Source organism: Bacillus glycinifermentans (assembly GCF_001042475.2).
In the GTDB taxonomy this organism is placed as follows: Bacteria; Bacillota; Bacilli; order Bacillales; family Bacillaceae; genus Bacillus; species Bacillus glycinifermentans.
This window is the reverse complement of record NZ_LECW02000036.1, coordinates 98,348-122,455: the sequence shown is the minus strand read 5'-3', so window position 1 is coordinate 122,455 and position 24,108 is coordinate 98,348. Positions and strand designations below refer to the sequence as shown.

General features: G+C 47.1%; 26 protein-coding genes, 1 pseudogene and 3 riboswitches. Of the genes and pseudogenes, 9 read left to right on the top strand and 18 right to left on the bottom strand.

The annotated features are described in order from the left end of the window. The 8 genes and pseudogenes from AB447_RS26515 to AB447_RS18975 all read right to left on the bottom strand — a co-directional run. Positions 1-260 (bottom strand): annotated as a pseudogene (locus AB447_RS26515) (helix-turn-helix domain-containing protein); the annotation flags it as partial. Continuing rightward, complete coding sequence (locus AB447_RS19005; RefSeq protein ID WP_048354919.1) at positions 257-748, bottom strand: hypothetical protein; 492 nt, start codon at positions 746-748, stop codon at positions 257-259. The pseudogene AB447_RS26515 and the gene AB447_RS19005, both read right to left, overlap by 4 nt. 13 nt (positions 749-761) lie before the next feature. Continuing rightward, positions 762-1,610, bottom strand: a complete 849-nt coding sequence (locus tag AB447_RS19000; protein WP_048354920.1) for a hypothetical protein — start codon at positions 1,608-1,610, stop codon at positions 762-764. Between the two features lie 380 nt (positions 1,611-1,990). After that, positions 1,991-2,482 (bottom strand): preQ(1) synthase, encoded by a 492-nt coding sequence (queF, locus tag AB447_RS18995; RefSeq protein WP_046132306.1) that lies wholly within the window; start codon positions 2,480-2,482, stop codon positions 1,991-1,993. Between the two features lie 19 nt (positions 2,483-2,501). Next, positions 2,502-3,233 carry a 7-carboxy-7-deazaguanine synthase QueE gene (queE, locus tag AB447_RS18990; protein ID WP_048354921.1) on the bottom strand — a complete coding sequence of 244 codons (732 nt, stop codon included), beginning with the start codon at positions 3,231-3,233 and terminating at the stop codon, positions 2,502-2,504. Continuing rightward, positions 3,226-3,666 carry a 6-carboxytetrahydropterin synthase QueD gene (gene queD / locus AB447_RS18985; RefSeq protein WP_048354922.1) on the bottom strand — a complete coding sequence of 147 codons (441 nt, stop codon included), beginning with the start codon at positions 3,664-3,666 and terminating at the stop codon, positions 3,226-3,228. The genes queE and queD overlap by 8 nt, the downstream gene beginning before the upstream one ends. Position 3,667: 1 nt before the next feature. After that, positions 3,668-4,327, bottom strand: coding sequence for a 7-cyano-7-deazaguanine synthase QueC (queC, locus tag AB447_RS18980; protein ID WP_048354928.1), 660 nt, complete (start codon positions 4,325-4,327; stop codon positions 3,668-3,670). A gap of 128 nt (positions 4,328-4,455) precedes the next feature. Continuing rightward, a riboswitch (PreQ1 riboswitch) is annotated at positions 4,456-4,500 on the bottom strand. A gap of 78 nt (positions 4,501-4,578) precedes the next feature. Continuing rightward, positions 4,579-5,613, bottom strand: coding sequence for a YkvI family membrane protein (locus AB447_RS18975; protein WP_048354923.1), 1,035 nt, complete (start codon positions 5,611-5,613; stop codon positions 4,579-4,581). Positions 5,614-5,861: 248 nt separating this feature from the next. Here AB447_RS18975 and AB447_RS18970 point away from each other — a divergent pair, with 248 nt between their 5' ends. From AB447_RS18970 to motB, 3 genes are all read left to right on the top strand, one after another. Continuing rightward, on the top strand, positions 5,862-7,955 hold the full coding sequence (locus tag AB447_RS18970; protein ID WP_048406682.1) for an ATP-dependent Clp protease ATP-binding subunit: 2,094 nt from the start codon (positions 5,862-5,864) through the stop codon (positions 7,953-7,955). A 186-nt stretch (positions 7,956-8,141) separates the two neighbouring features. Further along, positions 8,142-8,936, top strand: a complete 795-nt coding sequence (motA, locus tag AB447_RS18965; protein WP_048354924.1) for a flagellar motor stator protein MotA — start codon at positions 8,142-8,144, stop codon at positions 8,934-8,936. Continuing rightward, entirely contained in the window at positions 8,926-9,699 is a 774-nt protein-coding gene (gene motB, locus AB447_RS18960) for a flagellar motor protein MotB (RefSeq protein ID WP_411801450.1), read from the top strand. The genes motA and motB overlap by 11 nt, the downstream gene beginning before the upstream one ends. A gap of 10 nt (positions 9,700-9,709) precedes the next feature. On the opposite strand, the gene mhqR is transcribed toward motB, so the two are convergent. Beyond that, the gene (gene mhqR / locus AB447_RS18955; protein ID WP_048354926.1) at positions 9,710-10,177 is read right to left on the bottom strand and encodes a MarR family transcriptional regulator MhqR; all 468 of its coding nucleotides are present in this window, start codon (positions 10,175-10,177) and stop codon (positions 9,710-9,712) included. A gap of 237 nt (positions 10,178-10,414) precedes the next feature. Between mhqR and AB447_RS18950 the strand changes: the two genes are divergently transcribed. After that, positions 10,415-11,926, top strand: a complete 1,512-nt coding sequence (locus AB447_RS18950; protein ID WP_057957699.1) for a PAS domain-containing sensor histidine kinase — start codon at positions 10,415-10,417, stop codon at positions 11,924-11,926. Positions 11,927-12,007: 81 nt separating this feature from the next. Here the strand turns inward: AB447_RS18950 and AB447_RS18945 are convergent, their stop codons facing one another. Further along, a complete protein-coding gene (locus AB447_RS18945; RefSeq protein ID WP_046132298.1) occupies positions 12,008-12,244 on the bottom strand; it encodes an aspartyl-phosphate phosphatase Spo0E family protein in 237 nt (78 codons plus the stop codon). Positions 12,245-12,457: 213 nt separating this feature from the next. Between AB447_RS18945 and AB447_RS18940 the strand changes: the two genes are divergently transcribed. Both AB447_RS18940 and fosB read left to right on the top strand, forming a co-directional pair. After that, positions 12,458-12,754, top strand: a complete 297-nt coding sequence (locus AB447_RS18940) for a YkvA family protein (protein ID WP_048406681.1) — start codon at positions 12,458-12,460, stop codon at positions 12,752-12,754. Then, positions 12,744-13,208 carry a metallothiol transferase FosB gene (fosB, locus tag AB447_RS18935; protein ID WP_048355794.1) on the top strand — a complete coding sequence of 155 codons (465 nt, stop codon included), beginning with the start codon at positions 12,744-12,746 and terminating at the stop codon, positions 13,206-13,208. Before AB447_RS18940 ends, fosB begins: the two co-directional genes overlap by 11 nt. Positions 13,209-13,239: 31 nt before the next feature. Here the strand turns inward: fosB and AB447_RS18930 are convergent, their stop codons facing one another. From AB447_RS18930 to AB447_RS18910, 5 genes are all read right to left on the bottom strand, one after another. Further along, the gene (locus AB447_RS18930; protein WP_048355795.1) at positions 13,240-13,779 is read right to left on the bottom strand and encodes a 1,2-dihydroxy-3-keto-5-methylthiopentene dioxygenase; all 540 of its coding nucleotides are present in this window, start codon (positions 13,777-13,779) and stop codon (positions 13,240-13,242) included. Between the two features lie 23 nt (positions 13,780-13,802). After that, a complete protein-coding gene (locus AB447_RS27030) occupies positions 13,803-14,429 on the bottom strand; it encodes a methylthioribulose 1-phosphate dehydratase (RefSeq protein ID WP_048355796.1) in 627 nt (208 codons plus the stop codon). Continuing rightward, positions 14,387-15,094, bottom strand: a complete 708-nt coding sequence (gene mtnX, locus AB447_RS27025) for a 2-hydroxy-3-keto-5-methylthiopentenyl-1-phosphate phosphatase (RefSeq protein ID WP_269430272.1) — start codon at positions 15,092-15,094, stop codon at positions 14,387-14,389. Before mtnX ends, AB447_RS27030 begins: the two co-directional genes overlap by 43 nt. Then, complete coding sequence (mtnW, locus tag AB447_RS18915) at positions 15,085-16,302, bottom strand: 2,3-diketo-5-methylthiopentyl-1-phosphate enolase (protein ID WP_048355798.1); 1,218 nt, start codon at positions 16,300-16,302, stop codon at positions 15,085-15,087. Before mtnW ends, mtnX begins: the two co-directional genes overlap by 10 nt. A gap of 93 nt (positions 16,303-16,395) precedes the next feature. Next, positions 16,396-16,497, bottom strand: a riboswitch (SAM riboswitch). A gap of 50 nt (positions 16,498-16,547) precedes the next feature. After that, positions 16,548-17,738, bottom strand: a complete 1,191-nt coding sequence (locus AB447_RS18910; RefSeq protein WP_048355799.1) for a pyridoxal phosphate-dependent aminotransferase — start codon at positions 17,736-17,738, stop codon at positions 16,548-16,550. A 95-nt stretch (positions 17,739-17,833) separates the two neighbouring features. Between AB447_RS18910 and AB447_RS18905 the strand changes: the two genes are divergently transcribed. The 3 genes from AB447_RS18905 (at position 17,834) to mtnA (ending at position 21,180) form a co-directional block, all read left to right on the top strand. Continuing rightward, positions 17,834-18,613, top strand: a complete 780-nt coding sequence (locus tag AB447_RS18905) for a carbon-nitrogen family hydrolase (protein WP_048355800.1) — start codon at positions 17,834-17,836, stop codon at positions 18,611-18,613. Positions 18,614-18,694: 81 nt separating this feature from the next. Continuing rightward, positions 18,695-18,836, top strand: a riboswitch (SAM riboswitch). A gap of 71 nt (positions 18,837-18,907) precedes the next feature. Continuing rightward, positions 18,908-20,098 (top strand): S-methyl-5-thioribose kinase, encoded by a 1,191-nt coding sequence (mtnK, locus tag AB447_RS18900; protein ID WP_048355801.1) that lies wholly within the window; start codon positions 18,908-18,910, stop codon positions 20,096-20,098. An 11-nt stretch (positions 20,099-20,109) separates the two neighbouring features. Then, a complete protein-coding gene (gene mtnA / locus AB447_RS18895) occupies positions 20,110-21,180 on the top strand; it encodes an S-methyl-5-thioribose-1-phosphate isomerase (protein WP_048355802.1) in 1,071 nt (356 codons plus the stop codon). A 10-nt stretch (positions 21,181-21,190) separates the two neighbouring features. On the opposite strand, the gene AB447_RS27020 is transcribed toward mtnA, so the two are convergent. The 3 genes from AB447_RS27020 to AB447_RS18885 form a co-directional block, all read right to left on the bottom strand. Continuing rightward, positions 21,191-21,304 (bottom strand): hypothetical protein, encoded by a 114-nt coding sequence (locus AB447_RS27020; protein ID WP_232517654.1) that lies wholly within the window; start codon positions 21,302-21,304, stop codon positions 21,191-21,193. Positions 21,305-21,392: 88 nt separating this feature from the next. Then, positions 21,393-21,890, bottom strand: a complete 498-nt coding sequence (locus AB447_RS18890) for a methylated-DNA--[protein]-cysteine S-methyltransferase (protein WP_048355803.1) — start codon at positions 21,888-21,890, stop codon at positions 21,393-21,395. 4 nt (positions 21,891-21,894) lie between these two features. Next, positions 21,895-24,105: a PAS domain-containing sensor histidine kinase gene (locus AB447_RS18885; protein ID WP_048355804.1), complete on the bottom strand. Its 2,211-nt coding sequence runs from the start codon at positions 24,103-24,105 to the stop codon at positions 21,895-21,897. Positions 24,106-24,108: the final 3 nt, after the last annotated feature.

The window sequence follows — 24,108 nt, the reverse complement described above, 5'->3', positions numbered from 1 at the left end:
CGTTTGTTTGCGGCCTCTCTCCGTACATTCAGCGCCTTAGCGATCTGATCCTGCGTCGGGTAACATTCGCCCTTTTCGTTCATGAACGACGAGAGGACGCATAACGTCTGCCAACGATCGGCTCCGATGTCCGCGATTAGTCCTTTCTTAACAGCATCGACGTACATTTTAACGAAGATGCGTGTTTCGGACTTGCCGGACGTTAGATTATATTCGGACTGCGATTCGACTGAGACGAGTCGTTGATGTTCGTTTGTCATGATCTCGCCTCATATCTGTCGTAGATTTCATAGGCGATTTCTACTAAGCGCTGACCGTAACCGTCTTTTAAATATGTGCTTAATTTTGAAGGACCTCCCTGTATCCCTTTCGTTGTGCTTCTTTTGACGTTTTTAGGATCTACGCCTGTTTCTTGACGAAGCTTTTCGTACAGCTCACCCCATACTTTCCTTCTACTAAGACCGAATAAAGTCTCTGCGCGAAACATTACTTGTGAAATCTCTCGATGAAGAGCCTTCCCTGTCAATTTCGACGAACGGCGCAGACGAGTATCAGACTGCGTTTTATCTACGGCGTTCTTGACATCGGCCAGCGTGCGTTGTTTCTTAGGCTCCGGTAATGCCGCACTTTCTTCACCGCCTAACAATTTTTCCGCGAATCGAGGAAACATCGCCTTCGCAACTCCTGCGTATTCAGCTCCGAAAATATAAGCTACTCCGCCATCTTTTACGTTTTTGATTGTCAACATTTAAATCGCTCCTTTATCCGTTTATAATGATCGGTTCTTTTTCGTCCATAGCACCTTGAATCGATCTCATAAGCGTCTGCATCGCATGAATCGCTTTCCTATATTCTTCTTTGCCTTCGTCAATCATTTCGCTAAACTCCCGAGAGAAATGCGTCAAATGACCGTACTTTTCCACAAACTTACGAACATCTTCGGAAAACTCGTATACGGTATACGTGATCGCGTCTCCGTTAGTCACGCGAGTTGTCCGCCCTTCATACATCGAAATGTCACCGAACAATTCTTTATATCGTTCATTTTCAGCGAGCAGTTCCGGATCGGGCGTTTTAACTTCGACGTATTTCGTCCGAATTTCCGGTTCGGCTTCTTCGACTTGTTCGAGTTTGTCACGCAATATATCCGCTTCCCGCTCCGCTTGTTTGAGCGCTGCCTCTGCCGCCTCTTTCTCCGCCAATAGTTCCCGGTACTCCTTTAGCGTTTTAACTTCGCCATTTAGGACCGCCTGTTTAGCTTGGCGTTTCGGTTCGGTTGACTCTGCGGATGGGCGTGCGATTTCGTACGTTAGTGAGACGGGTAGGTCTTCGAGAAGAGACGCTTGTTCATCACATTTTGTGATAATCAACTCGTACCTCTGAATCAATCTCATTGCTTTCATCCGGTCAATTCCAATATGAGTACACCAGTCCTGGAAGCATCCGTATCCACACTTTGAAAGACGTTCCTGCGCCTCCTTCAATTCGCGTCCTAGCTCGGTATATGCTTTTCCAACAATTTCTCGCATGTTATTTTCTTTCTTGCGTAGAAATGCTGCTGTGCTAATATCTAAATCTCCATAGTTAAACGTTTCGATTTCGTTCGTCATTCCAAAACCTCCTTCACAGGATAATACCCGCGACTTTTTAAAACCGCACAATAAATTCGAAATTTTTTCCGCCTTCACTTATAACTGCGCATCAACTTTCCGAAATGGACACCGTTTTTAAAATTTTGCTGTCATAAATAGATGCGGAGTCACTTTCGGAATGGCACACGTTTTTCTTCGTTCATTATTAGTTGCGAATAAACTTTCCGGATCGGACAGCGTTTTAGACAAAAAAAATAGACGCACTCAATCGTACGTCTACGTCACACTAGCATTAATTTCCGCTTATATTATAGATAAAAAACGTCACAGTGACGTCACACCGGCATCACACTTCGGTCACACATCGATCACAAACCTTCGCTTCATCTGCCCGCCCCTTACCGATTATCCACCGTCTCCGGATACAAATCATGATTCATCAAGCGGTATTCCGCCATTTTCTCGTATTTTGTCCCCGGACGGCCGTAGTTGGTGTACGGGTCAATGGAAATTCCGCCTCTTGGCGTGAATTTGCCCCATACTTCGATGTAGCGCGGGTCCATTAATTCAATCAAGTCATTCATGATGATATTCATGCAGTCTTCGTGAAAGTCTCCGTGGTTCCGGAAGCTGAAGAGATACAGCTTTAACGACTTGCTTTCTACCATTTTTTTATCAGGGATATAGCTGATATAGATCGTCGCGAAATCGGGCTGGCCCGTTTTCGGGCACAGGGATGTGAATTCAGGGCAGTTGAATTTTACGAAGTAGTCCCTGTTTTCGTGCTTATTCGGAAAAGCCTCCAGCACGTCCGGAGAGTAGTCAAACAAATACTCGGTTCCTTGGTTACCGAGAAGGGTTACGCCTTCTAACTCTGAATCTTTTCTCATGCTCTTCTTCCTTTCTATATTAAACTCCCCGTTTGTTTCCCCAGATCAGGGTGTGAAGCTGCGGCAGCACGCGGACGCGGTTTAATTCCGGGTCGCGCGTTACGGCATCGACCAGCTCTTCGTATTTCCGAAGCAGCTTTTCAACGAGCCGCTCCTGTTCTTCTGTATGCACATCTTCGTTTCCAACCTGGAGGTAAAACGGGATTTCTGGATAACGCTGGTGAACGTTTTTCGCAAATTGAAGATCTTCCGGTGTGAAAATGACGACCTTCAGGCTTGCTGCAGCCAGCCTGCCGTGTCCTTTCAGCTTGCCGATGATATGGTCAAGCTTTTGAAAATCGGTTTTCATGTTTGAGCTCGGCGGCTTTGGCGAGATTGTCAGGTCATCAATTTTGGCAAACCAATCCTGATAGAACGTGCCCTGTGTTTCAAGGGCGGTCCGAATATTCTTTTCCTTCAGAAGGGAAATCAGTCCGTCGAGCTGTTTTAACAGCGCCGGGTTGCCCCCTGAAATGGTAACATGCGAAAATGAGTCACCGCCGATTTCTTTCAGCGACCGGTATACTTCTTCAGCAGTCATCCATTTGATGTCTTTTTTAGCAGATCCATCCCACGTGAAGGCCGAATCGCACCAGCTGCACGAATAATCGCAGCCGGCCGTTCTGACAAACATCGTTTTCCGGCCGATGACCATTCCTTCTCCCTGAATGGTCGGGCCGAAAATTTCGAGCACCGGAATCGGTTTAGCCATGGTGATCACCTTGTTTTGGGCGGTAAACGACATAGCTTGTCGGCGTTTCCCTGACAAATACTTGAACGCAGTGCGGACGATTTTCGAGCCCTTCCAAATAGGCCTCGACTTTGTCGTAAATCGCTTTCGCAACAGCCTCGGTCGACGGGATCTGCTCGCGGCTTTCCCCGGAAAATTCCTTGTGATCATTTAAAAGCGTGTGATCGTATTCCCCGTGAATCAATTTTTTAATGGTGCTGAAATTCGCGAGAAAACCTGACTCATTCAAATGGTCTCCGGCAATCGTAATATTGATGGTATACGTATGGCCGTGAACCCTGCTGCAAGCGCCTGCGTCTTCCCTCGGAATGAAGTGGGCCGCCGAGACCTGCATATCTTTATTCAGTTCGAACGCGTACGGGTGACTTGTTTGCGGGTAGATTTGTGTTAGCAAATTAAGCTCTCTCCCTTTTCATTTTCATATATTCCTGATAGCCATTTGCGCGCAGTTTGCAGGCCGGGCATTCGCCGCAGCCGTCGGCGATGATCCCGTTGTAGCAGGTCAGCGTCTCGTTTTTGACGAAATCGAGCGCTCCCAGTTCATCGGCCAGCTTCCACGTTTCCGCCTTGTTCAGCCACATGAGCGGCGTGTGAATCACAAACGGCCGCTCCATGGCAAGGTTGACGGTGACATTGCACGATTTGACGAATTCATCCCTGCAATCCGGATAGCCGCTGAAGTCCGTCTCACAAACGCCTGTTACGATATGGCGCGCGCCGATTTGGTAGGCCAGAATGGAAGCAAATGATAAAAATACAAGGTTTCGTCCGGGAACAAACGTGGACGGAAGCTCGCCTTCTTTCGCCTCGATCTCGATGTCATCCCTTGTCAAGGCATTTGGAGCAAGCTGATTTAAGAGCGCCATGTCAAGCAGATGGTTTTTTACGCCAAGCTTATCGGCGATGTTTCTCGCGACTTCAATTTCCTGCTGGTGCCGCTGGTTATAATGAAAGGTGACCGTTTCCACCTCTTCGAATTGTTGTAATGCCCATAAAAGGCAAGTCGTACTGTCTTGACCGCCGCTGAAGACGACGACTGCTTTTTCCTGTTTCATAATTCCTCCTTCTCCGCTTTCCTCCATGTTTTTAAAAAAACATCGGCAGAACGAAAAAACACCTTCCTTGAAAAGGAAAGGTGTTCTAGCAAACAAACAATAAAAAACGCCATACCCCAAGGATACAGCTTTCCTTAGTTTTTTATAGAGGGTTTTGCTAGAACCTCTCCCGCAGATTTCCCGAGCGGATTTTGTTTAAATTTTCTTTCGCCATCTTATCATAAATCCGGATTTTCGCCAAGGGGAAACTCTTAACGCTTCGGCAACTTTTTGAACATCAGAAAGAAGATAAACACAAGGCTTAACTGGCCGAACAACGGATAGATCGTCGAAATTAATTTTCCGTAGCCGATCTGTCCTGTCAAGTAAACCGTAAGCAGGATGAGGATGAAGATATAAAGGCTTTTTATATGAATGTATTCGTTTATCTGCTTTTCAAGCCCGTACAAATTGCCGATGACCGATGTGAAGACTTCCCCGAAAATGATAAACAGGTAGATGATATGTACAGAGTGCTGAACGATATAGACGACCTGCGCCATCGGGATTTCGTATAAAAGGACATTCGGCAATGTGGACAGAGACAAAAAGCTTGAAATTAATACAAGGGTCAGCAGGGTCCCTCCGATTAACGCCCCCTTTTTAATCAGCCGTTCAGATTTCAATTCTGAAGCGATCGGCACAAGCACTGCCTGTGCGAGCGATAAATTAAAAGCGCCGTATGAAACAGCTGCCACAATCCAGTCCGGTTTTGCCGACAAGCCGGGCAATTTGTGAACGGCCGGGCCGCTGAAGATAAACGAATCAAATAGCACAATCACTGAAAAAAACAGCAATAATGGAACAACGATGACATTGACGCTGAATATCCCCTTCACGCCGCTCATCATCACGAACAGGCTCAAAGCAATCGTCACGAGCATGCCGGCCTGATTAGAGAGCCCGAGCTGCTCTTCGAAAATCGCCCCGGCTCCTGACAGCATGACAGAAGTCACACCGAGCAGCACCATGAGCATGAAGACATTGACGAATTTCCCGAGCGTCTGCCCAAACAGGAATTTGTTAAGCTCCTGATACGATTTGGCATTGATTCTGACCGAAATCAGCATGATTTTCGCACCGAGAAATGTAAACATCAGCCCGCTGATCAAGATGCCGGCCAAACCCGTCCAGCCGAACCTTAAAAAAAATTCAACGATTTCCCTTCCCGTCGCAAATCCAGCTCCGACAACCGTTCCTACATAGACAAATGCCAGCTGAAAAGCGGATCCTCGTGATTGACTCATATTTCTCCTCCATAAAATGAAACATGGTTTCCGCAAAATCCCTTTGTCCATCATATGAGACATGTTGCTTAAAAAGAAGGACAAACTTGAAAACAGGAATGAAAAGGAAATGAATATTTTGAGCATGTATCTTGAAAGTCAAAGAAGGTCAATGTATACTAATAGTCAGAAATGGTCAAACAAAGGGCCATTTTTTAAAAATTAAATTGGTCAAAAAAGGTCAAATTCTAAAAAGGGGGTTTTGGCAAATGCGTTGTCAACATTGTCAAAAAAATGAGGCGACGATTCGCCTAAACATGCAAATCAATTACACCAAGAAACAAATGGACTTATGCGAAAACTGCTATAAAGAGCTGACTCAGCCTTCTATGTATTCAGGAAACCACTTCTTTGGAGGGGGGTCTTTCTTCAGCCAGCCGTCTGAAAGGCAGGCACAAACTGCTGCCAAAAAAGGCTTGCTTGATGAACTCGCCGTCAATTTGACAAATGCCGCAAAAACGGGATTGGTCGATCCTGTCATCGGCCGCGACGATGAAGTGGCGCGCGTGATCGAAATTTTAAACCGCAGAAATAAAAACAATCCGGTCCTAATCGGAGAGCCGGGTGTCGGTAAAACGGCAATCGCCGAAGGTCTTGCGCTGAAAATTTCGGAAAATGATGTTCCAAATAAACTCAAAAATAAAGAGGTTTACCTGCTCGATGTGGCCTCCCTTGTTGCCAATACCGGAATCAGGGGCCAATTCGAAGAGCGGATGAAACAGCTGATGAAAGAGCTGAAAGAACGCAAAAACGCGATCCTCTTTATCGATGAAATTCATCTCCTTGTCGGCGCCGGCTCTGCTGAGGGCTCCATGGACGCAGGCAACATCTTAAAACCCGCGCTTGCCAGAGGAGAGCTGCAAGTCATCGGTGCAACGACTTTGAAAGAGTATCGCCAAATCGAAAAAGACGCAGCATTGGAACGCCGCTTCCAGCCGATCATGGTGCATGAACCTACAATCGAACAGGCCACGGCCATTTTGAACGGCCTGAAGGAAAAATACGAAGCATATCACGGGGTTTCCTATACGGATGAAGCCGTCAAAGCTTGCGTCGTCCTGTCAAGCCGCTACATCCAGGACCGCCATCTTCCAGACAAAGCGATCGACTTATTGGATGAAGCCGGTTCAAAAGCGAACCTCGAGATCGATACCGTGAGCGGAGAAGCAGCCTCAAAACGGCTGAAAGAAATCGAAGCGGAAAAAGCAAAAGCGCTTCAGGAAGAACATTACGAGCTCGCTGCAAAGCTTCGCGATGAAGAAGAAGCGCTGCACAATGCGCTCGAGAATCAAACAGAGGAAAAACAGGCAACAGTCGGGGCTGAAGACATTCAAGCGATCATCGAACAAAAAACGGGCATTCCCGTCGGCAAGCTCCAGCAGGATGATCAGAAAAAAATGAAGGAGCTTGAAGCGAACCTCGCAAGCCGTGTCATCGGACAGCAAGAGGCCGTGAAAAAGGTTGCGAAGGCCGTCAGAAGAAGCCGCGCCGGACTGAAATCAAAAAACAGACCTGTCGGTTCGTTCCTGTTTGTCGGTCCGACAGGCGTCGGTAAAACCGAGCTTTCCAAACGGCTTGCTGAAGAGCTGTTCGGCACGAAGGATTCGATTATCCGCCTCGACATGAGCGAATATATGGAAAAACACGCCGTGTCAAAACTGATCGGTTCGCCTCCGGGATATGTCGGACACGATGAAGCAGGACAATTGACGGAGAAAGTCCGCAGAAACCCGTACAGCATCGTGCTGCTCGATGAAATCGAAAAAGCCCATCCGGATGTTCAGCACATGTTCCTTCAGATTATGGAGGATGGACGTCTGACTGACAGCCAAGGACGGACGGTAAGCTTTAAAGACACCGTCATTATTATGACAAGCAATGCCGGGGCATCTGAAAAGCGGACAACCGTCGGCTTTAACAGAGAAGAACGGCTGATGGGCGAACAATCATTGATCGACTCTTTAAGCAGCTACTTCAAACCTGAATTCTTAAACAGGTTTGACAGCATCGTCGAGTTCCAGCCTCTTGAAAAAGAGGATCTCGTGAAAATCGTCGACCTGCTTCTGAAAGAGCTTGAAGAAACATTAAACGACCAGCATCTGTCATTAAAGGTATCTGACGAAGCGAAAGAAAAAATAGCCGATATCGGCTACCATCCTGCATTTGGCGCGCGTCCTTTAAGACGAACGATTCAAGAGGTCATCGAGGATCAAATGACAGACCTGCTTCTTGAAGAAGACAGCATCTCAGGATTCGATGTGACAGTTAGAAACGGCGATATCGCGGTAAAACCGGTCGCATAGATCCGCATGCCGGCTTCCTTTACGGAAGCCGGCATTTTTCATTCCACAAGAAAAAAATTCCATTACATCGTCCGAAAGTCCCTATTCACCTTGATTTTATAACAATTTGTGAAACCCGCTAAAGTTCCTATCTTATGGTACCGATATTAACGTTAGAAAAGTTAGTTAAAGGAATTGGTGAAAAAAATGGACAAAACATCGTTAATTGGAATCATTTTAGCTATCATCGGAGTAGGTGTCGGCATGGTGATGAAAGGCGTGAACCCTTCGGTTCTCGTCAATCCGGCAGCATGGCTGATCATTCTTGTCGGGACCATCGCAGCTGTTACTATCGCCTTTCCAACAAGCGAATTAAAAAAGGTTCCGAAGCTTTTCGGCATCTTATTTAAAGAACGGAAGATGATCGAAATCAACGAGCTGATCCCAATGTTTACAGAATGGGCGCAAATCGCGAGACGTGAAGGCCTTCTCGCTTTGGAAGCGAACCTGAACGAAATCGATGACGAATTTTTGAAAAACGGAATGAGCATGGCCGTAGACGGACAGAGTGCGGACTTCATCCGCGACGTCCTGACCGAAGAAGTCGAAGCAATGGAAGAAAGGCATCAGGTCGGTGCCGGCATCTTTACACAAGCTGGAACATACGCCCCGACGCTCGGCGTTTTGGGAGCGGTTGTCGGACTGATCGCTGCGCTGGCGGATATGAGCAACACAGAAGCGCTTGGACACGCGATCAGCGCGGCATTCGTTGCCACCCTGCTCGGGATCTTTACGGGATATGTACTGTGGCACCCTTTTGCAAATAAATTAAAACGGAAATCGAAGCAGGAAATTAAAGTTCGCGAAGTGATGATCGAAGGCATCCTTTCCATCTTGGAAGGCCAGGCTCCGAAAGTCATTGAGCAAAAGCTTCTGATGTATGTTTCCCCTAGCGAACGTTCCGGCATCATGACGCAAGAAGGGGAAAGCGATAATGGCTAAAAAAAAGAAAAAGCATAAAGACCATGAAGAACACGTAGACGAATCCTGGCTCATCCCTTATGCCGACCTGCTTACACTTCTTCTGGCTCTCTTTATCGTGCTGTTTGCGATGAGTTCGATAGACGCGAAAAAGTTCGATATGCTGTCTAAATCGTTCAATGCCGTGCTGACAGGCGGCACAGGCATGATGGATTATTCCAGCTTCGTCGAGCCGAAATCGCCTACTCAAGAGGACGGAAAAAAACCGGATGAACCAAAAGCTGATTCAAAGCAAAAAGACCAGGAGGCCCTGAAGAAAATTCAGGAGCAGGTCAACCAGTTCATTAAAGATAAGAAGCTTGAAAAGCAGGTCAATACGAAGCTCACAGACGAAGGACTGCTTCTTTCGATTGAAGACAATATCTTTTTTGATTCGGGAAAAGCGGTGATTCGCCAGCAGGACGTTTCGCTCGCAAAAGAGATTTCTGATCTGCTCGTTTTAAATCCGCCGCGGAATATCGTGATCAGCGGACATACCGATAATGTGCCGATCAAAAACTCGCAATTTAAATCAAACTGGCATTTAAGCGTCATGAGAGCCGTTAACTTCATGAGCCTCTTGATCGAAAATCCAAAGCTTGACGCAAAAACGTTCAGCGCGAAAGGCTACGGGGAATATAAGCCGATCGCTTCCAACCGTACGGAGGAAGGAAGAAGAAAAAACAGGCGGGTTGAAATCCTCATCCTGCCGATGGGCAAAGAAAATCTGAATGAAAAAGAATAGGAAGCTGCATTTAGCGGCTTCCTTTTTCTTTATCCTTATAAAAATGTTTTGCATTCAAGCCTACCCTTTTCAGCATCTCGATGCAGGCCTCTTTCTCCTCGCTGCTCAGCACGCTGATCATTTCATGAATCTCCTGCGCGTGACCCGGGAAAATCTGCTCCAGGAGCCTGACTCCGTTGTCCGTAATTTGGGCATATGTCACCCGTCGATCGGTTGTGCAAGCCCTTCTCATGATCAGCTCTTTCTGTTCCAGCTTATCAACGACATATGTAATGCTTCCGCTCGCCAGAAGAATCTTGTCCCCTATTTGCTGAAGGGGCTGGTCCCCTTTGTGATAGAGAAGCTCCAAAACGGCAAATTCGGTCGGGTTCAGACCATGTTTATGAATATGTTTATTCATGTGATCGTTGATTGATCTGTACGCTCGTGATAGTACGATAAATAATTTTAATGACTGTTCCTGTTCTCGGTTATTCATATCTCTCATCTCCAAAGAAACAACTACAGGAAAACATTAATAAACTATGAGGAAAATGTCAACTGTTAACATTCACCCCCTTCAAAAGATAATAGGCCATAGGAACCATATCCTTATTTACTGGAATTCCCCGGTATTGTGTCCTATTTTCAAGGTATTGGTTATCTTTTCTATAAATCGGCTCCTACTAGTGATATAATACCTCTATCTCTGTATTGATTGGGAGAGAGTGAAAAAATGAGCAATATGAAAAATATATGGAAGAACTTGAGGCTTTATTTGATTCTGGTAATGATCCCGGCTTTCATTATAAGCTTCTTTGTATACGAACAAGAACGCGAAAATATTACCGAGAAGCACCGGCAGACGGCGACTCTCATGCTGAATATCCACCGCAACCAGATCAATTATCTGATCGGCGAAACAGAGGCCCGGATGAGCTCCATGGCAACGGCCCTTAACCATCCTATCGATCAGAAGCAAATGAAGCGGATTTTGACGGAAACGTACAAAAAAGAGCCGCGTTTTTCGGCTTTGTATCTGCTCGATAAAAACGGCGATATCACGGTCAGCACGCTGCCTGTCAAAGAAAAAAAGCATCTCCCCTACAAAGGCATTCTGCGAAAAGCGGAAAGTTCAAAAAAATCGGTCATCACAGATGACGTCGGCAGCACGTCGCACAGCCGCGAGCTGAGCATTTTCACCCCCGTCTTTGATCCCGAAGGCCATGTGACAAACTTTTTGCTGGCATCGATCCGGATCGATTATTTAAAAAATATCATGAACGTGCTGAGCCCTGAGCTTTACATCAAAATTCTCAATCAGAAAGATCAGATTGTCCTTACGGCCGGACATGCGCCGTCTGAGAATGAAACCGGTCAGACCGTCGATGCCTTTTTGGATCAGATCGACTGGAAACTTGAAGTATATCCCGAGCCGGTTCAGCTTGACGAACTGGTCCACAGCCTCCTGCTTTCCTTCTTAAGCATCTTTATTTTGCTTAACATATTGTTCCTTTTGATTCAGTATGTGCTGTTAAAGAGGAGGACCAAGCAGGAACGCGCCCAAAATGAAGCGCAAAAACTTGAGCTGATCGGCACCCTCGCGGCCAGCACAGCTCATGAAATCAGAAACCCGCTGACCGGAATCAGCGGATTCATCCAGCTTCTTCAAAAAAAATACAAATCTGAAGAAGACCAAATGTATTTTTCTGTAATCGAACAGGAAATCAAGCGGATCAACCAGATTGTCAGCGAGTTCCTCGTGCTTGGAAAACCGACGGCTGAACAATGGAAGCTGAACTCAATGAACGAAATGATCGATGAAATTATGCCGATTATTCATTCTGAAGCGAATTTATACAATGTCGAAGTCTCATTCTGCGATCATGCGGAGAATCCGGCATACGTCTATTGCAAAAAGGACCACATAAAACAAGTCGTGTTAAACGTCGCAAAAAACTCGCTGGAATCGATGAAAAACGGCGGAAAATTGCTGATTAAAATTGAACATGATGAACAAACAGCGGAAATTATCGTGAAGGATAACGGGGAAGGAATTCCAAAAGAAATGATGGAAAAGATCTTTCAGCCTTTTGTCACTTCAAAAGAAAAAGGAACCGGTCTCGGCCTGGTCGTGTGCAAACGAATCATCTCCATGTACGGGGGCACCATTCAGATTGACAGTGAACGGCTTAAAGGAACAACCGTAACCATCACGCTGCCGATTTCAAACGAGCAGCACGGCTGAAACGTTCAGGCTTTGCCCGTCCCTCTTTAGAAGAGCTGTCCTTTTCTTCCCGCGGCAGCTCTTTTTTCGATCTCTGGCCGTTTATGCCGTATACTTTTCCAGAATGAGCGTATCTAAAAAAACGGGCAATGGCTTGTCTGATGCATGCGTTTCATTCATTGTCATCTTTTGATATTGATAGATTAGCTGATCCAGCTCCTGGCTGCGCTTAATCGTTTCATCCCCTGTATATCCATAGATCTCGGCAGCTTTTACCATCATCTGCCGCTTTTCGTTGATGGAATCAAGCAGTTCTTCTTTCTGTGAATAGCTTTGCATACGCTTCACCCCTTACCGCTTTAAAGTTTCGAAAACCTTTCATATTTGCGTACTTGAGCATTATTACAGATTATACTTATTTTGTAAAGCTATTTTTTGAAAAAAAGTTTCGGAATCGAGTATAATAGATTTGTTGGATTAAGGATGCTATACCCAATATTGAAAACAGATAAACGCCGACAAGGATTTTTTCATATACAGGAGGTCTTTTTTATGCTGTTTAGAAAACTAAAGGCGCTTTTTGCCGCTAAGGAAGCTTTATCGGGGATCCCGTTGTTTTTCAGGGCATTCAGGGCTTGGAGAAAAGGCGAATATCCCCTTTTTCCCAAAAAAACGATTTGGCTTGCCGCTATCGCCCTCGTTTATTTGCTGTCTCCCGTTGACCTGATTCCGGATATTCTCGCGGGTGCGGGATGGATTGATGATGCGGCGGTTCTCGCCTTTTTATTCAGACTCATCGCAAAAGAGCTGGAAGATTTTGAAGCGGGACCGATCGCAAATGGAAGGTAAAACGATTCAAGGCCTTAACCACCTGCTGTTTTCTGTTTCTGACCTTTCGGCTTCCATCAGCTTTTACGAGAAGGTGTTTGATGCCAAATGGCTTGTAAAAGCGGAGAAAACCGCTTATTTTGATCTAAATGGCATCTGGCTCGCGCTGAACGAGGAAAAAGATATTAAGAGGACGGAAATACACGATTCGTACACGCATATCGCCTTTTCGATCAAACAGGAGGATTTGCCTTATTGGGAAATGAAATTGCATGGCTTGGGCGTCAATGTGTTAAAAGGAAGGAAACGCCATGAAGGCGATAAAGATTCGATTTATTTTTCCGATCCTGACGGCCATAAATTCGAGCTCCACACCGGAACCTTGCTCGACAGACTTGCATACTATCAAAAAGAAAAGCCCCACCTTTCCTTTCACGAAGCCAACATTCGGGAACTGTATGAAAAAAACAAGTAAACAAGCGCCCCGGTTTGCCGGGACGCTTGTTTTATGACTGCTTCAGCCGCTCTTTTTCATAAATCGGCACCCATCCTTCAGTGGTGACGAAAATTCTGACGGCAACGACTTTCCTGTCTTCCTGAAGCGTAAAATAGTGCCGTGTATTTTCCGGTACGGAAATCAAATCGCCCGGATTTAACAGAACGTCGAAAAACGTGCCGTCCTTGCCTTCGATCGCAAAAATTCCATGGCCGCTGACGATGAATCTCACCTCGTCATCTGTATGGTGATGCTCCTGCTTAAAGTTTTTGAGCAGCTCATCAAGCTTCGGATTTTGATCGGAGAGCGAGATGACATCCTGGGCTTTGTAGCCGCGGCGCTCTGATATGTCTGAAATCTCGGCTGCAAACGTGTCTAACATCTGCTGCTTTTCCTCATCGGTCAAATCGTATTTTTCTCTTAAACCTTCAGGAAGCTTTGTGATATCCCATTTTTCGTAAATGACTTCCTGCTCCTGCAGAAATTGTTCTACTTCTTTTTGATTTTCGATTGTTGTGTTTTGTTCATCATGGATGCGGATCGTTGCCATGCTTTTTCTCCCCCTTTGGCGCACTATGCATATTGCGCCTGAAATATTTTTAATTTTAAGTGCCAGCTGAATAAAAATTCGTACGCTTCAAGCATGCGTTTTGCTTCAAACGCCGTTTTTCCCCAGACGGTAATGCCGTGGCTGCGGATCAGAACGGCGCCCGCGTCTTTTGAAAGATGCGCGGCAAAGTCAGCCGCCAGATCCGGGATATGGGCGGTGTTTTCGATAATCGGGACGTTGACCTCCGCATTTTCCTCCCAGTATCCGAGGGCTTTAATGATTTCCTGCCCTTTAAAGCTGACCTCTTTTTGCTCTCTATAAATCTCTGAAATCACGTTGTTGTCGATCGTATGGACGTGAAGACAGCAGCCTGCATTCGTTTTGTTGTAGACGTGCGTATGCAGGAGCGTTTCTGCCGACGGTTTAAGCGTATGGCCGCTTACTGCCGGTTTTCCTTCTTCATTTGCCAGCAGAAAATCCTCGTCGGTTTCTTTTCGTTTATCCTTTCCGCTCGCTGTAATCAGAAAGCGGAGCGGTTCGTCCGACACCTTGATTGAAAGGTTGCCGCTCGTTGCCGGGAACCAGTCTCTTTCGGCAAGCTCCCGTTTTACTTCGGCAAGCTCCTGCCAGCGTTTTTGCACTTGATCCATTCCTCCACCTCCCTTGCGCCCAGAAGCGCCCGCTTCACATCATAAAAATCCGTAAATGCGGCATGATTCAAATGCAGCTCTTCACATTCCTTGAGCAGATAATCCCTCGCGATGCACAAATCGGAGCGTTTTGCAGCTTCTACATCTGTAACCGAATCCCCGATCATTATAATAAAATCGTCTGCTCTTTTTAGCCTGCGGATGATCGAAGGCTTGCAGCAGCCGCAATCGTTGCCGCATTCAGCATCACACGGATGCGGCCATTTCACCGATATATAGCGGCCTCCGAAATCAGCCTGATTGCAGTAGATCCGCTCCTTTCCCACGATGCCTTCAAGCAGCGGATAGACGAAAAAATCCATGCCTCCGCTGACGACATAAAAGGGGAGATCGCATTCGGCAAGGAATGAAACAAACTCTTCAAATCCCGGACGAATCGCCGCCAGCTCGAGGATATATGCCGTAATCTCTTCCTTCAGCGCGCTTGGCAAAAGCTGAAACATGCTCCCGACTCCGTCTTTGATCGACATCTCCTTTGAAAGAACCCCGTCTTTTAAGGCATGCCATTCCTCAGGAGCAAATGCCTTCATAATGCTGATGATATTGTCATTATTCGTAATCGTTCCGTCAAAGTCGCAAATGATCAGCGGCCGTCTCATGCAGATACCTCGACTGTCCCCCATTTTTCAAGGGCGATCCTTAAATCGGGAGAACGTTTTGCCTTTTCTTCGATAGGCTCGGCTTCAAGAACAGCTTCAATGGCCGCTCTAAACGCCCTTCCCCCGCCGCTTGCTCCGTTCGGATGACCGTGAATGCCGCCTCCCGCGTTTATGATGTGGTCAATGCCGAAATCCTTCATCAAAAGCGGCACCATCCCCGGGTGTATACCGGCAGACGGGACGGCAAAGGAAGGTTTAAAGACGTCCTCTTTCGTACATTCCTCATGAATGGCAAGGGCTTCGCGCTTTGGAAGCGCAACGCTTCCGTACGGTGAAGGAAACAGGCTGAAATCAGCCCCCGCATAGCGGTTGAGCTTGCCGAGGAGAAGCGAATGGGAAAAACCGTAATACGGCGATGATGTAAACGCTCCGCTTATCGCCGGATGCGCCATGATCGGCAGCGGATTGTCATCATCCTCCGCGAGGCTTTGCAGCACGTCCAGCCCGTAGGCAAACACGTTAAACAGCAAGATATCAGCGCCAAGCTCGGCCGCTTTTCTCGCTTTTGCTTTCAGTTCCATCGTCCTCCCCGTCAAATTGACGGCGTAGAGCGTTTTACGGCCTGTTTCTTCATAGGTTTCCTGAAGCACTTTTTTTCCTTCTGTAATCCGCTTTTCAAACGAAGCTTCACCGGTTTCAAAGAAAATTTCATCATCCTTGATCAAGTCGACCCCGCCGAGCGCCTGCTGTCTCAGCTGCTCCTTTATGTCTTCCATGCTGCGGCCGATCACGCCCTTGAAAATGCTCATCAGAAGCGGCCTTTCAAATTCGCCTATCTTCTTGCGGATTCCGTAGACCCCGAACCTCGGGCCCGGCAGCGTTTGTTTAAAGCCTTCTGAAAATTCGAGATCCGCCAATTTCACTTTTCCGTCAAGGGACAGCTTCCCAAAAACGGTCGTGAGGACGGCCGGGATATCGTGCGTAACATTGATTTCCGGATAAGCGATGGTAACCCGGGCCTGTTGCTCTCCCTTATCCCCCTCCGTTTTCTCGACCCGGACGACCCGTCCCTTATGCCTTTTTAACTGTTCTTTTTCTAATTGCGGCAAATCCGTCCATGATCCCACGGTCAGGCCGATTGCAATTTGTTCGGCCTTTTTTTCCGGGTCGCTTCCGGGATCTGTCAGGACATATGTTGCCAAAAGTTCGCTCATTCTTTAGCTCCTTCCTGCCTTTTATGCATATAAAAAACCTCTTTAATGCGGCTGCTTTTCGCTTTAAAGAGGTTTCGTTTTCTGCGTGTCGAATCCTTATCTCTCAGCGGCAGCTGCAAGAATTAGCACCGTGCTTTTAAAAAGTCGGTTGCCGGGCTTCATCGGGCTCGTCCCTCCACCTGCTCTTGATAAGAATATTGATTTTTATAAATTATTTTGAATTATCCCATCGTTTCATGTACTTGTCAATGAGAGACTCCCGATTTTTTGAAAATATTCAGCTCCGCGATCCGGCATGCGGCTTCCCGCAGGCGTTCCTCGCTTGTCAGAAGTCCGACTCTCACATATCCTTCGCCATACGTTCCAAAGCCGATGCCGGGCGCTGTAACAACATTGGCTTTTTCCAGAAGCAAATCGGAAAACTCCTCAGACGTAAAGCCCTTCGGAACAGGCATCCATGCAAAAAAAGATCCTTCGGGCGCCGCCGCCTCCCAGCCGATGCCGCGGACGGCTTTTATCCAGACGTTCCGCCTTTTTTCGTATCGTTCGTTTAGTTCCCGCACACAGCTCTGATCCGAAAGAAGCGCTGTGGCCGCGGCATCCTGAACCGCTTTAAAGAGGCTCACGTACATGTGGTCCTGATAGAGGTTCAGCGCTTCGATTACAGAGGCGTTCCCGGCGGCAAACCCGACTCTCCATCCCGCCATATTGTACGTTTTGGAAAGCGTATAAATTTCGATCCCGACGTCTTTTGCCCCGTCGGTTTGAAGGAAGCTGACCGGCCTTTTTCCGTCATAGCCGATCGCCCCGTAGGCGAAATCGTGAACAACGCAAATTCCGTGCGCTTTGGCGAACTTGACCGTTTCTGCAAAAAACGCCGGTGTCGCCTGGGCTCCTGTCGGATTGTTCGGATAGTTCAAATACATCAGCTTCGCTTTTTCCTTCACGATTGACGGAATTCGGCCGTAATCAGGCAAAAACCGATTTTCTTCCAAAAGCGGCATCGTTTCCATCTTCGCTTTCGCGAGCTCAACGCCTGACCAATAATCCGGATATCCCGGATCGGGAACAAGCACCGTATCCCCCGGATTCAGCAGGCATTGCGGCAGCTCGACAAGCCCGGCTTTTCCCCCGAACAATACAGCGATTTCTTTTTCAGGATCAAGGGTAACACCGTATTCCTTTTTGTAAAATTCGGCTGCCGCCTCTTTTAGTGAACGGCTGCCCCGAAACGACGAATATTTGTGATTTTCGGGATTTCGGACCGCTTTCGTCATGGCATCTACAATATGACCCGGTGTCGGCTGATCCGGATTTCCCTGGCCGAGATTGATTACATCGCACCCGGCCGCAATTTTTTCATTCACCTTTTTAACCAAAGAAGCAAAAAACTGCTCCGGAAGCTGCTTCAGTACATCAGAAAACTCAAATTTCATTTTTTTCACCCGCTTTGAAAAATTCTTGAAATGATAGTCCATCATCATATATTGTTAAAAGTAAAATGTAAAGTAAAAAAATGAGGTGGCTCAAATTGAAGTGGACGATCTCCTGCCTGCAATTCAATATATCGTACGGAAATCCTTCCGAAAATTTCAAAAAAGCGAGCCGGCTGATCGAAGCTGAAAGCCGGCGCTCGGATATCGTAATCCTTCCCGAGCTTTGGACGACGGGATATGATTTAATGCGTCTCGACGAAATCGGAGACGATGAAGGAGAGCAGACGAAAAAGTGGCTTCAGCAAACGGCAAAAGCGAACGATGTCCACATCGTGTGCGGCTCTGTCGCCGTTAAGAAAAAAAGCGGCGTGTACAATACGATGTACATCGCGGACAAACACGGACAGCTCGTCAAAGAATACAGCAAAGCACACCTTTTTCAGCTCATGGATGAGCACCTTTATTTATCTTCCGGATCAGCTGACGGGAGTTTTGAACTTGAAGGCGTAAAAGCAGCGGGTTTCATCTGCTACGACATCCGCTTTCCGGAATGGGTCAGGAAGCACACCTCAAAAGGAGCCGGCATCGTCTTTGTCTCAGCTGAATGGCCGCTGGCCCGCCTCGATCATTGGCGCACCCTTTTGGCGGCGAGAGCGATCGAAAACCAGTGCTTTGTCGCAGCCTGCAATCGCTCCGGAAAAGACCCGGCAAACGAATTTGCGGGCCACAGCATGATCATCGACCCGCTCGGACACGTACTCTCAGAAGCCGGACGTGAAGACACGGTGATCAGAGCGGAAATTGATCTTGATGACATTGAAAAAACGAGAGGGCACATTCCGGTTTTCGAAGACATCCGCAAAGATTTATATTAAAAAGTATTGACAAAGAAACCGCGATGCTGGTAACATTTTCAGCAACTGACCGACTGAAATTTTAAAATTTTATATCGATTTCTCTTATCGAGAGTTGGGTGAAGGACTGGCCTAATGACCCCAACAGCAACCGACCGTAATACCATTGTGAAATGGGGCGCAATTTTTGCGCCGCTAGGGCACGGTGCTAATTCCATCAGATTTACATTCTGAGAGATAAGAGAGGCAGACACGACGATAAAGCCTCTTTCTCTCTCTGAGAAAGAGGCTTTTTATTTTTTGGAGGGAACGAATATGACCGTAACGAAAACCGCTGTATACGAAACATTGACAGAAAGCTCCGCGGCTGCTCTTGCCGTCCGCCTCGGACTGTTTTCAAGCAAAAGCACATTGACGTGCCGGGAAATCGGGGACGGAAACCTGAATCTTGTCTTCCATGTGTACGATAAAGAGCAGAAAAAAGGGCTGATCATCAAGCAGGCTGTGCCATATGCAAAGGTCGTCGGCGAAAGCTGGCCGCTGTCGCTCGACAGGGCAAGGATTGAGAGCAGCGCGCTGATCAGGCAGGCTGCACACGCTCCGCATCTTGTGCCCCAGGTTTATTATTCGGACACGGAGCTCGCCGTAACCGTGCTAGAAGACCTTTCAAGCTTGAAAATTGCAAGAAAAGGTCTGATCGAAGGCAAGAACTACCCCAATCTGTCGCGGGATATCGGAGAATTTCTGGGAAAAACCTTGTTTTATTCCTCAGATTATGCGCTCGATCCGGAAGTCAAAAAACGGCTTGTCAAGCAATTTGAAAATCCGGATTTATGCGATATCACGGAAAGCCTCGTGTTCACAGACCCTTTCTTGGATCATGAGACAAACGATTTTGAAGAGGAGCTTCGCGATGATGCGGAAAAGATATGGGCCGATGATGCGCTGAGACTCGAAGCCGCGGCATTAAAAAAACGTTTCATCACCTCTCACGAAACGCTCATTCACGGCGACTTGCACACGGGCAGCATCTTCTCCGGAGATGCGGAAACAAAGGTAATCGATCCCGAATTTGCCTGTTTCGGACCGATCGGTTTTGACATCGGACAATTTATCGCCAACCTGTTGCTAAATGCACTCGCCCGTGAAGAAGCGGAACGCGCCCCTTTATTCGCCCATGTGGAAACCGTATGGGAGACGTTCAGCAGAACGTTCAGCGAGGCGTGGGAAAAAGACGCCCTCACCCCGTACCGGAATGCACCGGAATACCTTGAAGACACGCTGAAAAAAGCGTTTGAAGACGCCGCGGGATTCGCCGGATGCGAAATGATCCGCCGGACGATCGGTCTGGCTCATGTGGCTGATCTTGAAACAATCGTTCCATTCAGCAGGCGGATCAGTCAAAAAAGGCTCGCCTTGGAAATCGGTTCAGCATTCATCAAAAAACGCAAAGAATACCGTACGCCGAAGGACTTGATCGACGCGTTTTTAGAACAAGCTTTTTAGGAGTGAATGACATGTCAGAGCAATTCGCTGTGCCCCGCTCTGTGGAGTGGGAAGATACATCAGTCAAAATCTTAAATCAGCAAAAGCTGCCAGAAAAGACGGAATATCTTCACTTAACCACAAAGGAAGATATTTATGATGCGATCAAAACCTTGAAAGTCCGCGGCGCGCCTGCGATCGGAATCACTGCCGCTTTCGGTCTGGCTCTCTCTGCCCAAAGCATCGAAACAGAGGATGTATCCGAATTCCTTCGCGAAGTCAGAAACATAAAAGACGAATTGAACGAGGCAAGGCCGACGGCCGTCAATTTGTCATGGGCGCTCAAGCGGCTTGTAAAAAGCGCGGAAGGGGCGAAATCGGTCAATGAAGCAAAAACCGACCTCGTTCATGAGGCGATTCAGATCCAGATTGAAGATGAAGAAACGTGCCGTCAAATCGGACAAAATGCACTTCAGCTGTTTAAATCGGGCGATAACATCATGACGATCTGCAATGCGGGTTCGATCGCGACAAGCAGATACGGAACAGCGCTTTCTCCATTTTATCTGGCGAAAACAAAAGACCTCGAGCTCCACATTTACGCATGCGAAACGCGTCCCGTTTTGCAGGGCGCGCGCCTGACGGCATGGGAGCTGATGCAGGGCGGAATAGACGTCACGCTCATCACCGACAGCATGGCCGCCCACACAATGAAAGAAAAAAACATTTCGGCGGTCATCGTCGGAGCCGACAGGATCGCCAAAAACGGAGACACGGCGAACAAAATCGGGACGTACGGTTTGGCGATCTTAGCCAAAGCCTTTCAAATTCCGTTTTTCGTCGCCGCTCCTCTGTCAACCTTCGATCCATCGATTTCAACCGGCGACGACATTCCGATTGAAGAACGCGATCCCGATGAAGTCAGACAAATCGCCGGTACGCAAATCGCTCCGAAAGAGGTGCCCGTATTCAATCCGGCGTTTGATGTCACACCGCATCATCTCATTTCCGGGATCATCACGGAAAAGGGGATCATCACCGACAGGTTCGAAGAGGAAATCGACGCGCTGTTTTCTTCGGCTAAAACCGCTAAAGTCCTTTGATCAGGCTGCTTTAGCGGTTTTTTATCGATTGAATAATATCGTCTTTTTGTTCTTTCGTAAGGACATGCAGTTTGACGAACAATTCAGCGTAGCCTGCAACTTTTTGCGGGCGGATGAGTTTCATCTATTCGTCCTCCTTTTCACCGCGGCCAACATTTTTAGCTTAATAAAATGATATGTCGCAAGTGAAAAAAAGAAACGGCATGCGCCGATTATTTTCCTTTATACGGAATATTTTCGATCTCAAGCAGAATCGCTTTTTTGTCTGTTTCATTGCCGGCATAGCCGGTCAGCGTGTTGTTTTTTCCGATCACGCGGTGACAGGGAATGAAAATCGGCAGCGCGTTCTTTTTATTCGCCTGGCCGATTGCACGGACCGCTTTCGGATGGCCGATTGCCTCGGCAATGTCGGAATAGCTCCGCGATTCCCCGTACGGAATGGAAAGCAGGGCTTCCCACACTTTTTTCTGGAAAACCGTCCCCTCCTGATGCATCGGAAGGGCGAACGCTTTCCGCTTCCCTCTGAAGTATTCCGTCAGCTGGCACTTTGCAAGCTGCAATAACGCCGTTTCCTGATGTGCAAGATCAGGATCTTGCGCTTTCATGCTGTCCAATTCTTCTTTTTCAAACAGCAAGTGTGTAATATGTTCGTTTTGCTCGACAATGTATGCCTGTCCAAAAGGCGAGCTGACCTCGCTGTAAAAGCCCATAACGCTATAAAACCTCCTCTTCATGCTGCTGCCGGATCGGGAGGGTCAGGTGAAATGTCGTGCCTTTCCCCTCTTCGCTCTCGACCTCAATTTTTCCATTGTGTTCTTCGATTATTTTATAGCTGACCATAAGCCCAAGTCCAGTCCCCCGTTCTTTTGTCGTATAAAAAGGCTCCCCGAGCCGCTTCAATTTATCCTCCGTCATCCCGATCCCTTCATCTGTGAGCGATACGACGATATGATCTTCGTCTTTCGGCCTGATTGACACGTAGACATTGCCGCCGTCAGGCATGACTTCGATGGCATTTTTCAAAATGTTGATGAACACCTGCTTGAGCTGATTCGGCTCGCAATAGATGAGGGGTATTTGTCCATTAGAATCAAGGTGCATCTGAACGTTGTCAAGGTTTGCCTGTGCATGCAGAAGATCCATCGTATCCTGCATGATTTTCACAATATCCTTCTTTTCGTACATGATTGCCTGCGGCTTTGCGAGAATGAGAAACTCGGTAATAATCGATTCAATCCGTTTTAATTCAGATGTGATCACATTAAAGTATAGGGAGTGTTCCTCTTGAATGCTTCCTTCTAACAGCTGGATAAATCCTTTTAAAGCGGTCATCGGGTTTCGGATTTCATGGGCGATTCCCGCCGCAAGCTCCCCGACGACATGAAGCGTGTCAGATTTGCGGAGCCGTTCTTCCAGCTCCTTTCGTTCCGTCACATCCCTGAGCATCGCCAGATTCATATTTTGGATGATATTTCGCTTAAATGAAAATTCTAAGATTCGTTTTTGATCGGTTAACAGAAATGGAATGTCATTGTCCATTTCCTCCAAAGAAATGGTTTTTGCCGGAGAGGCTGCATTTTCTATTTGATATCCGGAGATGGCGTCAAGGAGATTTGCAGTTTTTAGCCGTTCAAGGGGAATGCTGAGAATGTTTCCGGCTTGCGGATTCGCATCGATAATGTCGTACCGGTTGTCGAAGAGAACGATCCCGTCCATTGATCCGTTGAAGACTTTCCTGAATTTCAGCTCGCTTTCCCGCAGCTCTTTTTCCATCCGCTTCCGGTCGCTCACATTTCGCAAAATCATTAAGCCCTGGCTGCCGAACATGATGCGCTTCGACGTGAACTCAAGTTCTTTATATTGCCCGTTCGCCATGCGGAACAGCAGCTCTGCCCTGATTTCCCCTTTTTCATCATATTGCTCTTGAATGAAAAAATACCGCTCATCGGATTTATCGATAAAATCCTCGATCCTTTTATGTAAAAGCTCGCCCATCGGCAGTTCGAAAATTTTGCAGGCCGACTGATTGGCCTTTACGATCCGGCCGTTATTGTTCAAAATGATGATCGCGTCCATCGCATTTTCGAACACTTCCCGAAACCGCTCTTCGCTTTTAAACAGCTGTTTTTCCATCGACCGTTTTTCGGTGATGTCCCTCATGATCGACATATAAAAGCCGTTTAAAATATTCGATGTAATCGTCAGCTCAAACAGCCTGTCTTTCCCGGACCTCAGCCGCACGGGCAGTTCGCCTTTAGCCTTTCCCTTCCTGAACAAAGCGCTCCAAATTTTGTCGAGCTTTCCGGCGTTTGCGGCGGAAACGAACTGAGAAAGCTTCAATTTGGACAGCTCGTCTTTTTCGATTTCGAAGCTTTGGCAAAACGATTGGTTAGCATCGATAAAACGGCCCTGATTGTCAAAAATCACGATGCCTTCAACAGCCCTGTGAAACAAATCCTTAAATAGCTTTTCATTGATCGTGCGTTCGCGCTCCAATATTTTTTTTGATGAAATATCCCTCATCACGACAAAAAAGCAATCATCCCTTATTCCTTTGTTCGCCGTAAACTCGATATATTTGACTGAGCCGTTATCCAATCTGATCGCGGCTTCTTTTTTCGTATATCCCCGCTCCAAAAACCGCTCGACGTTTTGCTCTAATTCTTCAGGCGGGACAGCGTGCAAAAAATCGAGCGCCGAACGGTTCAGCACGTTCTTTTTTTGGCTTTGCAAGATTTTGCAGGCGGCATCGTTCGCCTGAACAATGTTCATTCGTTGATCCAAAATAAAAATAGCGTCCAGCGTTCCGTTGAACAGCAGTTCATACTGATACAAATCCGCCTTTAGCTTTTCGTTTTCCAGCTTCAATTTTTTCAGCTGGTTTTGCAGATATAAAGATTCGTTCAAATCAAGAGTATCCGCCATTTG

Coding starts and splice junctions, on each gene's coding strand:
- motA (WP_048354924.1), top strand. CDS start 8,142: ATGGACAAAACATCGTTAATTGGAATCATTTTAGCTATCATCGGAGTA.
- AB447_RS19000 (WP_048354920.1), bottom strand. CDS start 1,610: ATGACGAACGAAATCGAAACGTTTAACTATGGAGATTTAGATATTAGC.
- AB447_RS18940 (WP_048406681.1), top strand. CDS start 12,458: ATGCTGTTTAGAAAACTAAAGGCGCTTTTTGCCGCTAAGGAAGCTTTA.
- AB447_RS18950 (WP_057957699.1), top strand. CDS start 10,415: ATGAGCAATATGAAAAATATATGGAAGAACTTGAGGCTTTATTTGATT.
- AB447_RS18930 (WP_048355795.1), bottom strand. CDS start 13,779: ATGGCAACGATCCGCATCCATGATGAACAAAACACAACAATCGAAAAT.
- mtnA (WP_048355802.1), top strand. CDS start 20,110: ATGTCAGAGCAATTCGCTGTGCCCCGCTCTGTGGAGTGGGAAGATACA.
- mtnW (WP_048355798.1), bottom strand. CDS start 16,302: ATGAGCGAACTTTTGGCAACATATGTCCTGACAGATCCCGGAAGCGAC.
- queE (WP_048354921.1), bottom strand. CDS start 3,233: ATGGCTAAACCGATTCCGGTGCTCGAAATTTTCGGCCCGACCATTCAG.
- AB447_RS18890 (WP_048355803.1), bottom strand. CDS start 21,890: ATGGGCTTTTACAGCGAGGTCAGCTCGCCTTTTGGACAGGCATACATT.
- AB447_RS27030 (WP_048355796.1), bottom strand. CDS start 14,429: ATGGATCAAGTGCAAAAACGCTGGCAGGAGCTTGCCGAAGTAAAACGG.
- queF (WP_046132306.1), bottom strand. CDS start 2,482: ATGAGAAAAGATTCAGAGTTAGAAGGCGTAACCCTTCTCGGTAACCAA.
- AB447_RS18975 (WP_048354923.1), bottom strand. CDS start 5,613: ATGAGTCAATCACGAGGATCCGCTTTTCAGCTGGCATTTGTCTATGTA.
- AB447_RS18970 (WP_048406682.1), top strand. CDS start 5,862: ATGCGTTGTCAACATTGTCAAAAAAATGAGGCGACGATTCGCCTAAAC.
- fosB (WP_048355794.1), top strand. CDS start 12,744: ATGGAAGGTAAAACGATTCAAGGCCTTAACCACCTGCTGTTTTCTGTT.
- AB447_RS18945 (WP_046132298.1), bottom strand. CDS start 12,244: ATGCAAAGCTATTCACAGAAAGAAGAACTGCTTGATTCCATCAACGAA.
- queC (WP_048354928.1), bottom strand. CDS start 4,327: ATGAAACAGGAAAAAGCAGTCGTCGTCTTCAGCGGCGGTCAAGACAGT.
- mhqR (WP_048354926.1), bottom strand. CDS start 10,177: ATGAATAACCGAGAACAGGAACAGTCATTAAAATTATTTATCGTACTA.
- AB447_RS18885 (WP_048355804.1), bottom strand. CDS start 24,105: ATGGCGGATACTCTTGATTTGAACGAATCTTTATATCTGCAAAACCAG.
- mtnK (WP_048355801.1), top strand. CDS start 18,908: ATGACCGTAACGAAAACCGCTGTATACGAAACATTGACAGAAAGCTCC.
- AB447_RS18910 (WP_048355799.1), bottom strand. CDS start 17,738: ATGAAATTTGAGTTTTCTGATGTACTGAAGCAGCTTCCGGAGCAGTTT.
- AB447_RS27020 (WP_232517654.1), bottom strand. CDS start 21,304: ATGAAACTCATCCGCCCGCAAAAAGTTGCAGGCTACGCTGAATTGTTC.
- AB447_RS19005 (WP_048354919.1), bottom strand. CDS start 748: ATGTTGACAATCAAAAACGTAAAAGATGGCGGAGTAGCTTATATTTTC.